The sequence below is a fragment of the Pinibacter soli genome (assembly GCF_029961145.1).
Taxonomy (GTDB): Bacteria; Bacteroidota; Bacteroidia; order Chitinophagales; family Chitinophagaceae; genus Pinibacter; species Pinibacter soli.
This window is the reverse complement of the sequence record NZ_JASBRG010000007.1, coordinates 281857-295920: the sequence shown is the minus strand read 5'-3', so window position 1 is coordinate 295920 and position 14064 is coordinate 281857. Positions and strand designations below refer to the sequence as shown.

The 14064-nt window shown below is 42.9% G+C and carries 15 protein-coding genes; 6 read left to right on the top strand and 9 right to left on the bottom strand.

Annotated elements, in window-relative coordinates:
- Positions 1 to 99: 99 nt before the first annotated feature.
- From QJ048_RS12240 to QJ048_RS12230, 3 genes are all read left to right on the top strand, one after another.
- Positions 100 to 639 carry a YbhB/YbcL family Raf kinase inhibitor-like protein gene (locus QJ048_RS12240; RefSeq protein ID WP_282334644.1) on the top strand — a complete coding sequence of 180 codons (540 nt, stop codon included), beginning with the start codon at positions 100 to 102 and terminating at the stop codon, positions 637 to 639.
- 138 nt (positions 640 to 777) lie between these two features.
- Positions 778 to 1365, top strand: coding sequence for a TetR/AcrR family transcriptional regulator (locus tag QJ048_RS12235; protein ID WP_282334643.1), 588 nt, complete (start codon positions 778 to 780; stop codon positions 1363 to 1365).
- A 61-nt stretch (positions 1366 to 1426) separates the two neighbouring features.
- Positions 1427 to 2167 (top strand): SDR family oxidoreductase, encoded by a 741-nt coding sequence (locus QJ048_RS12230; protein ID WP_282334642.1) that lies wholly within the window; start codon positions 1427 to 1429, stop codon positions 2165 to 2167.
- A gap of 198 nt (positions 2168 to 2365) precedes the next feature.
- Here the strand turns inward: QJ048_RS12230 and moaCB are convergent, their stop codons facing one another.
- The 9 genes from moaCB to cobA all read right to left on the bottom strand — a co-directional run bounded on the left by moaCB (position 2366) and on the right by cobA (position 9398).
- Positions 2366 to 3277: a bifunctional molybdenum cofactor biosynthesis protein MoaC/MoaB gene (moaCB, locus tag QJ048_RS12225; protein WP_282334641.1), complete on the bottom strand. Its 912-nt coding sequence runs from the start codon at positions 3275 to 3277 to the stop codon at positions 2366 to 2368.
- Between the two features lie 2 nt (positions 3278 to 3279).
- Positions 3280 to 3717 (bottom strand): molybdenum cofactor biosynthesis protein MoaE, encoded by a 438-nt coding sequence (locus QJ048_RS12220; RefSeq protein ID WP_282334640.1) that lies wholly within the window; start codon positions 3715 to 3717, stop codon positions 3280 to 3282.
- Positions 3710 to 4795, bottom strand: coding sequence for a HesA/MoeB/ThiF family protein (moeB, locus tag QJ048_RS12215; RefSeq protein ID WP_282334639.1), 1086 nt, complete (start codon positions 4793 to 4795; stop codon positions 3710 to 3712). Before moeB ends, QJ048_RS12220 begins: the two co-directional genes overlap by 8 nt.
- A 159-nt stretch (positions 4796 to 4954) precedes the next feature.
- Complete coding sequence (locus QJ048_RS12210) at positions 4955 to 5185, bottom strand: MoaD/ThiS family protein (RefSeq protein WP_282334638.1); 231 nt, start codon at positions 5183 to 5185, stop codon at positions 4955 to 4957.
- A 10-nt stretch (positions 5186 to 5195) separates the two neighbouring features.
- On the bottom strand, positions 5196 to 5717 hold the full coding sequence (locus tag QJ048_RS12205) for a molybdopterin-binding protein (RefSeq protein ID WP_282334637.1): 522 nt from the start codon (positions 5715 to 5717) through the stop codon (positions 5196 to 5198).
- A gap of 35 nt (positions 5718 to 5752) precedes the next feature.
- A complete protein-coding gene (locus QJ048_RS12200) occupies positions 5753 to 6496 on the bottom strand; it encodes a sulfite exporter TauE/SafE family protein (RefSeq protein ID WP_282334636.1) in 744 nt (247 codons plus the stop codon).
- Positions 6497 to 6512: 16 nt separating this feature from the next.
- The gene (locus tag QJ048_RS12195) at positions 6513 to 7697 is read right to left on the bottom strand and encodes a molybdopterin molybdotransferase MoeA (RefSeq protein ID WP_282334635.1); all 1185 of its coding nucleotides are present in this window, start codon (positions 7695 to 7697) and stop codon (positions 6513 to 6515) included.
- 121 nt (positions 7698 to 7818) lie between these two features.
- Positions 7819 to 8517 (bottom strand): Crp/Fnr family transcriptional regulator, encoded by a 699-nt coding sequence (locus tag QJ048_RS12190; RefSeq protein ID WP_282334634.1) that lies wholly within the window; start codon positions 8515 to 8517, stop codon positions 7819 to 7821.
- A 110-nt stretch (positions 8518 to 8627) separates the two neighbouring features.
- Positions 8628 to 9398 (bottom strand): uroporphyrinogen-III C-methyltransferase, encoded by a 771-nt coding sequence (gene cobA, locus QJ048_RS12185; protein ID WP_282334633.1) that lies wholly within the window; start codon positions 9396 to 9398, stop codon positions 8628 to 8630.
- 208 nt (positions 9399 to 9606) lie between these two features.
- Between cobA and nirB the strand changes: the two genes are divergently transcribed.
- The 3 genes from nirB (at position 9607) to QJ048_RS12170 (ending at position 14057) form a co-directional block, all read left to right on the top strand.
- Positions 9607 to 12102, top strand: a complete 2496-nt coding sequence (gene nirB, locus QJ048_RS12180) for a nitrite reductase large subunit NirB (RefSeq protein ID WP_282334632.1) — start codon at positions 9607 to 9609, stop codon at positions 12100 to 12102.
- Between the two features lie 100 nt (positions 12103 to 12202).
- The gene (nirD, locus tag QJ048_RS12175) at positions 12203 to 12592 is read left to right on the top strand and encodes a nitrite reductase small subunit NirD (protein WP_282334631.1); all 390 of its coding nucleotides are present in this window, start codon (positions 12203 to 12205) and stop codon (positions 12590 to 12592) included.
- Between the two features lie 112 nt (positions 12593 to 12704).
- Positions 12705 to 14057 carry an alginate export family protein gene (locus QJ048_RS12170; RefSeq protein WP_282334630.1) on the top strand — a complete coding sequence of 451 codons (1353 nt, stop codon included), beginning with the start codon at positions 12705 to 12707 and terminating at the stop codon, positions 14055 to 14057.
- Positions 14058 to 14064: the final 7 nt, after the last annotated feature.

Below are 14064 nucleotides of genomic sequence, written 5' to 3'. Positions count from 1 at the left end.
CAACGGTTTCATTAGGATAAAACCAAACAGCATTACTAACAACACATTGATTTTTGACTTTTTACTTTTGCCTTTATACTTTTGACAAAAGTCATTGAAATGAAACGAACAATCACCATTGCTGCACTCTTGTTTTTAGTGGGCAAGATTTCCTTTGCACAAACCTTCACTTTAAAAAGTAGCGACGTAGGCGGACAAGCGACGCAAAAACAATTTGCGAATTCTTTTAACTGCCACGGACAGAATATTTCACCGCAGCTTTCATGGGAGAATCCACCTGCGGGAACACAAAGTTTCGCGGTAACCATTTATGATAAAGATGCGCCAACCGGCAGCGGTTTCTGGCACTGGGTGGTATTTAATATTCCATCGAATGTAACAGAGCTTAAATCTGGCGCAGGTGATGTATCGAAAAATCTGATGCCGGCAGGAGCCATTCAAAGTAATACAGATACAGGAGCGCCTGGTTATGTTGGCCCTTGTCCGCCTCCGGGCGCGGCTCACGAGTATCTTGTAACGGTGTATGCGCTAAACAACAGATTGCAATTGGATAAAAATACACCTCCCCCGTATGTTGGCTTCTATCTTAATTCAAGCGTGCTGGCAAAGGCTTCGATTGTGTTTTATGCGAAGCAATAATTGAATAAACTGAATAACTGAGTGGTTGAAGGTCGAAGTACAAAAATGATAATCGACCTTTCAGTTATTCAGTTATTCAATTATTTTTTTGGAAAATAATACCAACTGGTATACTTTTACATCCGCAATCACCCAGATATGAGCAAAGCGGAAAGAACAAGAGAATTTATAGTTGAGAAAACAGCTCCTATTTTCAACGTAAAAGGTTACGCAGGTACTTCCATTTCGGACCTTACCGAAGCAACGGGATTAACGAAAGGAAGCATCTATGGCAACTTTGAAAACAAAGACGAGGTTGCTTTGGCGGCGTTTGATTGCAACTACAAAAAAATATCTTCTTACCTCAAGGCAGAAATGGATAAGCATTCTTCGTACAAAGAGAAACTGCTTGTACATGCAAGCTTCTACGAAAACTTCTTTAAGGCACCGTTCCCGGATGGTGGTTGCCCGATCCTGAATACCGCTATTGAGGCGGATGACACACATCCTCAACTTCGTGAAAGAGCAAGCGAAGCAATCACTTCCTGGAAAAGCAAGATTATGGAGCTGATCAAAAAAGGAATAGACAATAAAGAATTCAGGTCGGATGTTCAGTTGGAACAAACTGCTATCTCTTTGATAGCGCTGATCGAAGGTGGGATAATGATCGCAAAACTTACGGGCAAACTCAACTACAGAAAACTCATTATGCAGTCGGTGGAAAAAGCGATTAATGATTTGACTTGATATTTTTTTGAACAAAAACATACCGATCGGTATTTTATATAAACAATAAAACAATAATAAAATGAAAACATCAGGAAATACGGTGCTCGTTACAGGTGGCAGCGCCGGAATAGGTTTTGAGATCGCCAGATCATTTGTACAAAAAGGAAATCATGTAGTCATCACAGGACGAAACAAAGAAAGACTCGATAAGGCCGTGGCCAAATTACAACAAGCTACAGGAATCGTAAGTGACGTGAGCAACGAAAAAGATGTCGAGCTGCTCGTTTCCAACATCGAAAAGAATTTTCCAAACTTGAATGTTGTGATCAACAACGCCGGTTATGCTTCTTATTACAAACTCGATGCAAATGCCGGCGCCTATGAAAAAGCATCGAATGAAATGCTTACAAACTATCTTTCTATTATTCGTTTGAATGAAAAATTGTTGACGCTCTTAAGCAAACAAAAAGATGCAACCATTGTAAACGTTTCTTCTATCGTTGCATTTTCGCCTAGCCATCGTTTGTCAACTTATGCAGCAAGTAAGGCTGCTTTGCATTCTTACACTCAATCGTTGAGATTCGCCTTAAGAGCCACTGGCATCAAGGTGTTTGAACTAATGCCACCTTTGGTCAATACAGAATTTTCGCAAGAAATCGGCGGCGAAAACGGCATTCCACCATCACAGGTTTCTTATGAGTTATTCGAGGCGCTTGAAAATGATGATTATGAAATTCATGTCGGCCAAACCGCAGATTTGTACAGATTGTTTTTGTCGTCCCCGGCAGAAGCTTTTAAGACAATGAACGCTGTGGAGTAAGTAGCTGCGTTAGTCTTCTGGATTTTTTTACCACTAAGACACTAAGGACACTGAGCCACTAAGGATTTTTTTAAATTCAGGAATCTCTTGGTGAAACTTAGTGTCCTTAGTACCTTAGTGGTAATAAAAAAGAGAGCTCCTATAAAAGATCATCATAATCATGACGATCTGCGTTCTCCTCATTTTCAAATTTTCAAATTAGTCATGTCTCATGCCTTCCGCCACTTTAAAAATATGCAGCACATAGGGAAACAGCGCCTGCATGGTTTCTTCTGCACCGCGTGTGGAGCCGGGTAGCGTTATGACGAGTGTGTTTTTAATGAAGCCTGCAACGCCACGTGAAAGCATAGCATAAGGGGTGCGTTGTTGACCATAACTGCGGGCCGCCTCCATAATGCCGGGAATGGCGCGGTCGAGGAGTGGAGTAATGGCTTCGGGAGTTACGTCGCGGGGCGATAAACCCGTGCCGCCGGTGATGAGAACAAGGTTGTAATTCTCTTCGCTTAATTGCAAAACTTTTTCCTGGATCAATGAGAATTCATCAGGGATGACGCCATAATAATTTGTTTGTAAACCATGGTGCTGAAGGATCTGCATAATGGCCTTGCCTGCACTGTCTTTCTTTTCCTGTGCGGCAACACTGTCTGAGCAGACTACTACCGCACACAACAATTGTTTATTCAGGCGATCACTATAATCTGATTTGCCGCCTTTCTTGTTCAATAATTTTATATGGCTGATCTCGATTTCCTTATCAATCGGTTTCAGCATGTCGTACATCGTTAAGGCCGTGAGAGACGCGCCGTGCATAGCTTCTACTTCCACACCGGTTTTATAAATGGTATGTACTTCTACTTCGATGATGATATTGAAACCGTCGATTGTGTAGGTAATGTTTGCAAACTCAACAGGCAAAGGATGACAGTCGGGAATCAGGTCGCTTGTTTTTTTGATCGCCAGCAAACCAGCGGCCCGGGAAAATTCAAACACATCACCTTTAGGCACCTGCCTGTTCTTAATGGCCTCGATCGTTTCCTGCTGCGACACGCTCACAACCGCTTGTGCAATGGCTTTGCGAAGACTGTTAACTTTGTTCGTGATGTTTACCATGCTTATTTATTTTGCTTCCATTGATAGGATTCGTTTTCAAATATCTCTTTTCCCCACACCGGTAATTCTGCTTTGATCCTGTTCACTACTTCTTCACAGGCATCGATGGCTTCTTTTCTATGAGCAGAAGAAGTGAACACAAATAAACATATTTCTCCTGCGTTTACAATGCCAAGGCTATGATAAATATGCATGCAGGTAAGCGGATATTTTGCAAAAATTTCTTCACGGATCTCATGCATTTTTTCCAGCGCCATGTCTTTGTATGTCGTGTATTCAATCGCCGCAACTTGTTGCTCATTGATTACGTCTTTTCTCACCTGACCGAGGAAAATACTGTGTGCGCCAATCTCTGTTTTTGTTTGATGCTTGGCAATGCTATCCGCGATCATAGCCGGAGGGATGGCGCCTTCAATAAAAATGTCTTTGGGTTTATGCATGGTCCATTTTGTTTAACGTGAGCCAGTTATTGAAGCCTCCCTGTAGGCTAACAACATTCTTGTATTTCCTTGAAAGAAGCGCCGCTGCTGCTTTGCTTCTGTGTCCGGATTTGCAAATGACGACAATAGTTTTGCCAGCCGGCAGTTCTATATTTTCATCAAAAACACTGAAAGGCATTTGTATGCTTTCAATTGTCGGCGTTTCACTTAACTCATATTCTTCACGAACATCTACAACAATGGTGCCCGGTAAACTGCGTATTTCTTCAAAAGAAGCGACGTCAATTTCCCGTACAGAAAATACATCGCAAACTTCGCCATAGTCAGCATTCTCAAATGCTTTTTCATCGTCAGGTAAAAATGAAGCTGCCAGTGGATTTGCTGAAATGTTGAATTCATACAGGCTGTTCTGCAGCATATTGTAAGTAATCAATTTACCAGCCGCAACTTGACCTATTCCTGTGATTATCTTAATGGCTTCTGCTGCCTGCAAACTTCCTATTATTCCCGGCAACACACCGATAACACCGGCCTCGTTGCAATCAGCAATCTCATTTTCTTTTGGTTGTTGTGGAAACAGGTCCCTACAGGTAATGTTTGTGTGGTAATTGAAAACAGCCAACTGTCCTTCAAACCTTAAAATACTTCCGTAGATCAGGGGTTTTCTGAGCAGGTAACACGCGTCATTAACAACGTATCGTGTCGGAATATTGTCTGTCGCATCAACTACCACATCATACAAATGAATGATGGGCAAAATGTTTTTGTTATTCAGTCTTGCAATGTGGTGATTGATTTTTACAGTGGAATTCATTTGCTGCAAAACATCTGCAACAACTTCAACTTTTAATTTGCCAATATGATTTTCTTTATACAATACCTGGCGATGCAAATTGTTGAGGGCAACAACATCATCATCTGCAATACCGATCTCCCCAACACCGGCCGCCGTCAAATACTGTAATACCGGACAGCCCAGGCCTCCGGCACCAATGACCAATACCTTTGCCTGCAACAGTTTTTGCTGCCCTTGCTCACTAAGTTCTTTTAGTGCAGTTTGACGTTCGTATCGATTCATTAGAAGTAAAAAGTCAAAATTAAAAAATCAAAATGTTCTGGCTCTGTGTGGCGGTTGCGCATTGCTCTCCAAAGCATCCAGCTTCGGAGGCTTATTCTGTTGCCTCTGGCAACTTTGTTTCTGGTGCGGCGGGAGACGCATGCAATGCGTCTCTACAGTTTATCCCCCTGAAAATGGCGGCAGCAGCGCCACCACAGCATTTTCCTTTAAAAACGTGTTGGCTGTTATCGTGGTTTTATCAACCGCCATTGTATAGCGAACATATTGCAGTGCCGGGAAAGCCTTCTCCAATGAAAGTTTAAGCGCATCAGTATCCGATACATGATCAAACGAAAATGCACTGCCCGTAATTTCCGCTACTTGTCCGAATGCTAAAATTGACAACCTCATGCATTTGTTTTTATTGAATTCTTTTAATCTCGATTGAAGACACCGATTTAGTAAAACGTCGTCCGGTGTTGTAATCACTTGGTGTAATGATCGCTATCTTATCCTTCATTTGCGAAAGTTGCTGCCCATCTTTATCTGTTACAATGTAAGTAGCATCTCCGGTGGGCGAATTAAATAACTCATTCCATGAATACACTACTGTATAATCATCTGTACACTTTACAACGATGCAAAACTCGCTAAACCGTTTAAAGCCGCTCTCATCCAGCTCCGCCTTCGCCAGCAGGTCCTTCAGCAACACACCCCGTACATTCATCAATGTATCTTTCGGTTTGCCTTCATGGTTCTTTATCACTACGTTTCCCAAAGTTACTTTCTTATAGGCAGAAAGCGATGCCGGCGTAATAACCATCTGTGCTTTTATATTTCCCTTCACCACAATACTATCACTAGTCGCAAATGCTTTTTTCTGTGCAAAACCAATTGACGAAGTCGCCACTATTAAAGTAAGTACTACAATCAGAGTTCTCATTCTTAATTCTTAATTATTAATTTTTAATTGATTTTCTACGCTTTTGTAAACAATAACTTGTACGCCGCAATCGCCAGCGCACACGACAAAATGCTGCGCAAAATTGTTTGATCAAATTTCTTTGAACCCATGTAAGCGCCTGCAAGTCCGCCCGCAAATGCGATGGCTACATATAGGTACATGTCCTGTGTAAACTGAATGCCCTTTGTAAGTTGTCCCATCAATCCGGAGACAGAGTTTACAAAGATGAATATGGCGCTAACAGCTGCAGCCTGTTTTTGATCTGACCATTTGAGCAACAACAGAACGGGCGACAAAATAATGCCTCCGCCAATGCCGATCATTCCTGAAAGCAAACCGATAACACCGCCAATCAACAATGAAAGGCCAATGCCGTTTTCTCTTGTTTCAGTTTTTTGCAACTTGTTGAAAAACGTAAATCTAATAACGGGTATAAGCAATAACAGACCGAGAATTCTTTTGTAGGAAGTGCCGTCTACCGACATCAAACCACCAACGTACGAAAAGGGGATAGATGCCAGCGCGAACGGCCAGAACAATCGCCACTTAAAGTGCCCGCCCCGATAGAATTGAATGAACGAAACCATCGATACGAAAAGGTTCAGCAACAATGCGGTGGGTTTCATAACAGCGGGAGCGAAGCCAAACACTGCCATCAAAGCGAGATAGCCGCTGGCGCCGCCATGACCAACAGAAGCATATAAAAAAGCAACGATGAATAGTAAGCTGTAAAATACCAGTACAAGACTTTCGGACATTCTTTTCTTTGTTTTACTATATGGGTAACAAATGAACTTCAACTAAAGATCCTTTTTTATAGACGGTTTCATTTTCGGCAAGGCATATCAAACAATTGGATTTTGCGAAAGATGACATTCTGAAAGACTCCTGCGCACCGCAGGGAGCAACCGTTTTATCAGTACAAATTCCTTTCAGGAAAAATGTAAGGCCAGCTTTTTTTTGTACACCTTCCGTTAATTCTACTATTTTGGTAGACATTAGCGGCACGAATGTCGATGTTAATTTTGACATTGACAAGGTTACGTACTCATAAAAACAAGTAAGCACGGACGCTGGGTTTCCGGGCAATCCAAAGAAAATTTTGTTCTCTTTCTTACCAAAGAACAAAGGCTTTCCTGGCTTTTGTTTGATCTTATGAAAAAGTTTTTCAACGCCAAAGTTTGCAAGCGCTTGTGTTACAAAATCGTAATCACCAACGCTTACACCGCCTGTCATTAAAATAATGTCAGCTTGTGCGGAAGCTCGTTCAACAACATTCATGACGTCAACAATATCATCACTTGCATACAAAGTAATCACGTTGTGAATGTGCAATTGCTGCAATGCAGCTTTCAATGCAAATGAATTTGATTCATACACCTGTCCATATTTGAGCGCTGCGCCAGGCTTCTGCAATTCATTACCTGTAACAATTATTGCGACTGTTATTTTTCCATACACTTCCACTTCAGCAATACCCATATTTGCTACAAAGCCAATGGCAGCAGGAGTGAGGCGCGTACCGGATTTTAGCGCCAATGAACCCTTGGCAATTTCGGAGCCTTTCAAGCGAACATTGGCTCCCTTTTGTAAAAGCTCGTCTTGAATGTTGAGCAATTTATTTTCTGCAACTACTTTTTCCTGCATCACAACAGTGTCTGCGCCGGGAGGAACCGGAGCGCCTGTAAATATGCGAACGGCATTGCCTTGTGTAAGTGTTTCAATTGCTGATGCACCTGCGGCTACTTCGCCGGTAATGGGAAGCAAAGTGTGCTTCCAACTATCAAAATGAAATGCATAACCATCCATCGCAGATTGATCAAAGAAAGGAACATCCACGGGTGAATAAATATTTGTGCCTATTACAAGCCCCGTTGCTTCCATCAGTGACTGTTTCACGGAAGCTAGCGCCCGAACGTTATCATGTATAATTTGTTTGGCTTCTTCGACAGAGATCATTCTTTTTGTTTTTGAATTTGCCACAGAGGCACAGAGTACACAGAGGAAATGAGGATGGCTCACAAGGATTGTTACACACAAAGCATTCTTAATTCTTAATTCCTAATTCTTAATTGCTGCTTCAAACACCGCTCTCGCTGCTCACCACTGCTCTTAATTTTTCAACCTCTAAAATCGCAATACTTTTTCCCGATGCATTGATTAACTTATCTTCCGTAAAATCAGACAACACTCTAAACACCGTTTCATAGGTGGTGCCGGCATAGGATGCAATGTCTTGCCTGCTCAATACAAGGTCAATAAAACCTTCTTCATCAGTTCCGAATTTACTATGCAATGAAAGCAACGCGTTTGCCACACGTCCCTTTACTGACATGTGTGCCATGTTGCGCATATTCTTTTCCGATTCTTGTAGTTCGTTCGCGTAGAACATCATCAGGTTAAACATCAGGTCGTGGTTGACTTTCAACGAAGCGAGCAGGAATTCCTTTTCTATAAAACAAACAGTAGTGGTTTCTAAAGCAGTTGCAGAAATAGGATAAACAGTATCGTTGCCCAAACCGCGATGCCCGAAAATTCCGCCGCCGGTGGCAAAACGAATGATCAGTTCTTTATCCTCGCCCCATTTCTTATGCACTTTCACTTTTCCCTTGTAGATAAAATAAATACCCACTACAGGATCACCTTCTTTAAAAATTACTTCGCCTTTCTTATACTCGAAATTCTTCTTGTGTTCTTTTACTGCCGGAAGCCATTCTTTCATACTTAATCTGCACAAAAAACAACTTTCAACATCGCACTCGTGTTTACTTTTTTTCATTTGCTTTAAAATTATTCCTGCCTTTAAGTTATACGATTTTGAATATTAATTGTAAAACCAGCCGTATTAATTTCAAATTCTTCCTTTCAATTATTCAGTTAGTCAGTTATTCAGTTACTGCTACTTTTCGCACTAACTAACTCTTTTGTTGCAAAAGTCTTCAAGAACGACGAATGCAGTGTCACCACTTCGCCTACCATAATAATAGCAGGGTTTGTGATCTCCGCATATTGCGCCCTGTACACGATATCCTTTACCTTGCCTATAACGATCTTTTCATTGGGCAACGTACCGTTTTGTATAATGGCAACCGGCGTCTCAGCCTTGCCGTTTGTAGTAAAAATATCCATGATTTCTTCCAGCTTGCTCATGGCCATTAATATGACAACAGTTGCAGAGGACTTGGCCGCCAGAGCAATATCATCGGAGATTTTGCCTGATTGCGTTGTGCCTGTCGTTACCCAAAAGCTTTCATTGATGCCGCGGCAGGTGAGGGGGATCATTTGCGAAGCAGGCACTGATAACGCACTTGATATACCCGGTACCACTTCCACCTCAATGCCGTGTTCTCTTGCAGCGTTTATTTCTTCCTGCGCACGGCCAAATACGAAAGGATCACCGCCTTTTAATCGCACCACATTGCCATGTGATAATGCACTGCTAATAATAAGGTCGTTGATTTCTTTTTGCGATAACGCGTGGCAGCCGTAACGTTTGCCCACAAATTGCTTGATAGCGTGAGGGGAGGCGTATTCTAAAAGTTCATTATTTGCCAACGCATCATATAATATAACATCGGCATTTTTAATAGCTTTGACGGCCTTCAAAGTGATAAGCTCTGGATCGCCCGGACCCGCACCTACAAGCGTTAGTTTTGGCATTTTCATATATTATAAAAATAATTATGTGTTTAATTTACCTGATTACTGTTTGTAATATGAAAGTAAATTACCTAAATTTATAGTAGAAATCATAAAATAATTGCCAAACAATAAGGTTTTATGATTAAAAATATTACATGCAATAAAATGTAATATGTAGACCAAGACGATTGTTTGCCTTCCATTCTAACCAAAAAAATAACGCTGCATGAAAGTAGTTGTAATTGGAAATGGCATGGTTGGCTACAAATTCTGCGAAAAGCTGGTAGCGAAATTCGAACCGGGAACTTATTCTCTTATGGTGTTCGGAGAAGAGCCTCGCCCGGCGTACGACCGTGTTCATCTTAGCGAATTCTTTTCCGGCAAATCGGCCGATGATCTTTTAATGGCTCCGGCAAACTGGTACGCCGATAACAATATTATATTGCACACCGGCGACCCGGTTAAAGAGATCAATCGCGAAAAAAAAGCAATCCTTTCCCACAAAGGCCTTACAGTTGAATACGACTACCTGGTGCTTGCCACGGGTTCAGCTGCGTTTGTTCCTCCAATTCCCGGTGTAGACAAGAAAGGCGTTTTCCTTTACCGCACAATAGAAGATCTTGAAATGATGACGGCGCACGCATCGAAAGCAAAACGTGGTGCGGTTATCGGCGGCGGTCTTCTTGGGCTTGAAGCTGCAAAAGCAATGATCGATCTGGGCGTAACTGATACGCATGTAATTGAATTTGCTCCAAGGCTGATGCCACGCCAGATTGATGACAGCGGTTCTAAAATATTGCAATCAAAACTGGAGACACTTGGTCTCACCATCTTCACCAATAAAAATACAAGCTGCATTACAGGCGATGAAAGCATTACGGGTATGCAGTTTTCCGACGGTACGTCCATAGATGTTGATATGCTTGTAATCTCTGCAGGCATCAAACCTCGTGATGAACTCGCTAAAGCTGCGGGTTTGGAAACCGGCCCACGCGGTGGTATTGTGGTGAATGAAAAAATGCAAACTACGGATGAAACGATTTTCGCTATCGGCGAATGCGCTTTGTTCAACGGTATGATATATGGACTCGTTGCTCCGGGCTATGAAATGGCAGATGTTGTGGTGGCAACACTTTCAGCGGCTGAGAAAGCTTTCGCAGGATTCGACATGAGCACCAAACTCAAACTGATCGGCGTGGATGTGGCAAGTTTTGGCGATCCGTTTGTGCCCGCTGCGGACTGTCGCACGGTTGTTTTTGAAGACACGATGAAAGGTGTGTACAAACGCATCAACATTAGTACTGACGGAAAATACCTCCTGGGCGGTGTATTGATAGGAGATGCTGCTGCATATAATATGTTGTTGCAAACCACTAAAAACAAAGTGGCCCTGCCAGAAAATCCTGAAGATATTTTACTCGGCAGCAGAGGAGGTGATGCTCCGCAAGGCGTTGGTGTAGCGGGTTTGCCGGCAGATGCGGTTATTTGTAGCTGCGAGGGAATTACCAAAGGAGCCATTTGCAGTGCAGTGGAAGCGGGTAATGAAACATTCGACAGCATTAAGAAATGTACCAAAGCGGCAACCTGTTGCGGAGGTTGTGCACCAATGGTAAAAGACATTATTACTTATACCCTGAAATCACAAGGCAAATACATTCGCAATGTGGTTTGCGAACACTTCAACTATTCACGCCAGGAGTTGTATGATCTCATCAAGATCAAAAAAATAAAATCGTACGATGACGTGCTCGATGAACTTGGCCACGGCGATGGTTGCGAAGTTTGTAAACCTGTTGTGGCTTCTATCCTTGCGAGCTTGTGGAACGAAATGATTTTGGTAAAAGGAAATGACACTGCGCAGGATTCAAATGACCGCTATCTCGCAAACATTCAAAAAGGTGGTACCTACTCAGTAGTGCCAAGAATTCCCGGCGGAGAAATCACCCCTGAAAAATTGATCGTGATAGGCGAGGTGGCAAAAAAATACAATCTCTATACAAAAGTAACGGGCGGCCAACGCATCGATTTGTTTGGCGCACATGTAAGCGATTTGCCTGCCATATGGGAAGAACTGATCGCTGCAGGTTTTGAAAGCGGTCATGCATACGGCAAAGCATTGCGTACCGTAAAAAGTTGCGTAGGCTCTACCTGGTGTCGCTTTGGTTTGCATGACAGTGTAAGCTTTGCCATACAAATTGAAGAACGGTACAGAGGTTTGCGTGCTCCGCACAAAATCAAATCAGCCGTTTCGGGTTGCATTCGCGAATGTGCTGAGGCTCAGTCGAAAGACTTCGGGATCATCGCGACAGAACGAGGCTGGAATTTATATGTGGGAGGCAATGGCGGATCAAAACCACAACATGCAATTTTGCTGGCGGCTGACCTCGACAGCGAAACATGCATCAAATACATTGACCGCTTTCTGATGTTTTACATCAAAACTGCAGATCCGCTGACCCGGACTGCAACATGGCTCAACAAACTGGAAGGCGGTATGGATTATCTGCGCAATGTCGTGATCAACGACAGTCTGGGCATTAATGCAGAACTGGAGGCAGAAATGCAATCACTGGTTGACAACTACAAATGCGAATGGAAAGAAGTGGTTGACAATCCTGAATTGCGCAAACGCTTCAACCATTTCGTAAACGCACCGGAAGAAAAAGATCCAAGCATTCAATTTGAAATGATGCGTGATCAGAAGAAGGCCGCGGGCTGGTAGGGAAGGAATTAGGAATTAGCAGCGTGCCAGGCTGTTTCATTTTCAAATTTCCACATTTTCAAATTAGCACATTTTATTAGCAACTTATAAAACCAATACTATGTCCTCAACAACAACACTCACGGAAGTCCACTGGTTCTTCGCCTGTAAAACTGATGACGTTCCTTTAAACGGCGGTGTTTGCGTAAAATATAAAGAAGAGCAAATCGCACTTTTCCATTTTTCCAGAAGAGAAGAATGGTACGCAACACAGAACATGTGTCCGCACAAACACCAGATGGCACTCAGCCGCGGTATGATTGGCACACAGAACGGCGAACCCAAAGTGGCTTGTCCTTTCCACAAAAAAACTTTCTCACTCGAAGATGGCCGCTGCTTGTCCGACGAAGCAGAATGCTCACTCAAAACCTACCCTGTAAAAATTGAAGAAGATCGTGTGTATATAGGCTTCTATGGAGGCTTCGACAAGCTCAGCCTGACAAACATTTAACACTGTCACCCTGAGCTTGTCGAAGGGTAAAAGCGAAGCCCGGCAGATTGCACTCTAACCAGGCTTCTCGATCTTAACTGATAGCGTCAATTAAAACCAAACCAAAATTAACATGAAAAATTTATTCCGCGCAGGGATATTTTCCGTGGTGTCACTGGCTTTGCATTCTCCTTTCAAAAGCCTCGCGCAATTATCCCTCGGCGCACAATTGAGAACCCGCGCAGAACTGCGGGATGGACAAGGGGCACCGTTGCCGGAAGGCGCAAAGCCCGCAAGTTTTATTTCTCAGAGAACACGATTGAATGCCGGTTTCACGGGCTACCGTTTTAAAGTGGGCCTTTCCGTGCAGGATGTTCGTGTGTGGGGACAGGATGCTTCTACATTGAACCGCACCACTACTCAGGATAACAACGGCCTGATGGTACATGAAGCTTGGGCGGAAGTAATGCTTACAGATACAACATTGAAAAACAAAACGTTCAGTATAAAATTGGGTAGACAAGAACTTGTATATGATGACTCACGATTATTGGGCAATCTTGACTGGCTGCAACAAGGCCGTCGGCATGATGCAGCCCTCCTAAAATATGAAGCCAACAGTTGGATGTTGCACCTCGGTGGTGCTTTCAATCAGAACAAAGAATTGTCATCAGGAACTATTTACAATCCTACACCTCCAGGCAATTATCCTGCAAACACCAATGGTGGTGCGATGTACAAGAGCATGGAATTTTTCTATGCAGGAAAAAAGTTTGAAAAAGGAAATGCATCGTTCCTGTTCCTATCAGACCAGTTCAGCAAATATCATTCAGACAATAGTGTGAAAACATGGGAGACAGGCGCGTGGACAAGGTTTACAACCGGTTTGTTTTTCACCAATACATTTAACAAAACAACACTTACCGCATCGGCATATTATCAGGGCGGTAAAAATGCAGTTGGCCAAAAGCTAAGCGCAGGCTTGCTTACAGCCAATGCGATGTTTGCATTAACTAAGACTTTTTCTATAGGACCTGGTTTGGATTACACTACTGGTGGGACATCCGGCAGCACGAGTAAAGCGTTTGATCCGTTATACGGAACACCGCATAAATTCTGGGGGTTGATGGATTATTATTATGCAGCAAGCGGATTTGGCGGTCATGGCTTGCAGGACTTTTATATTAAATCAAAACTCAAAGCCACTGGCAAACTATTGCTTGCCGCCGATGTTCACCAGTTTCTTAGTGCCTCTGACGTTTCTTCTTCCAACAATGTTTCTTACAGCAGAAATTTTGGAACGGAAGCAGATCTTGTAGCCACCTACAATCTAACCAAAGTGATTTCCTTTGAAGCCGGCTATAGTCATTACTGGAGCACCGCTTCACTGGTTTCAGAAACTGTAAAGAATGTTGCGAATGCCAAAAGCAACAGCAACTGGGCGTACCTGATGATCAATATTAAACCGGACTTCATTCTTAAGTAATTGCTCT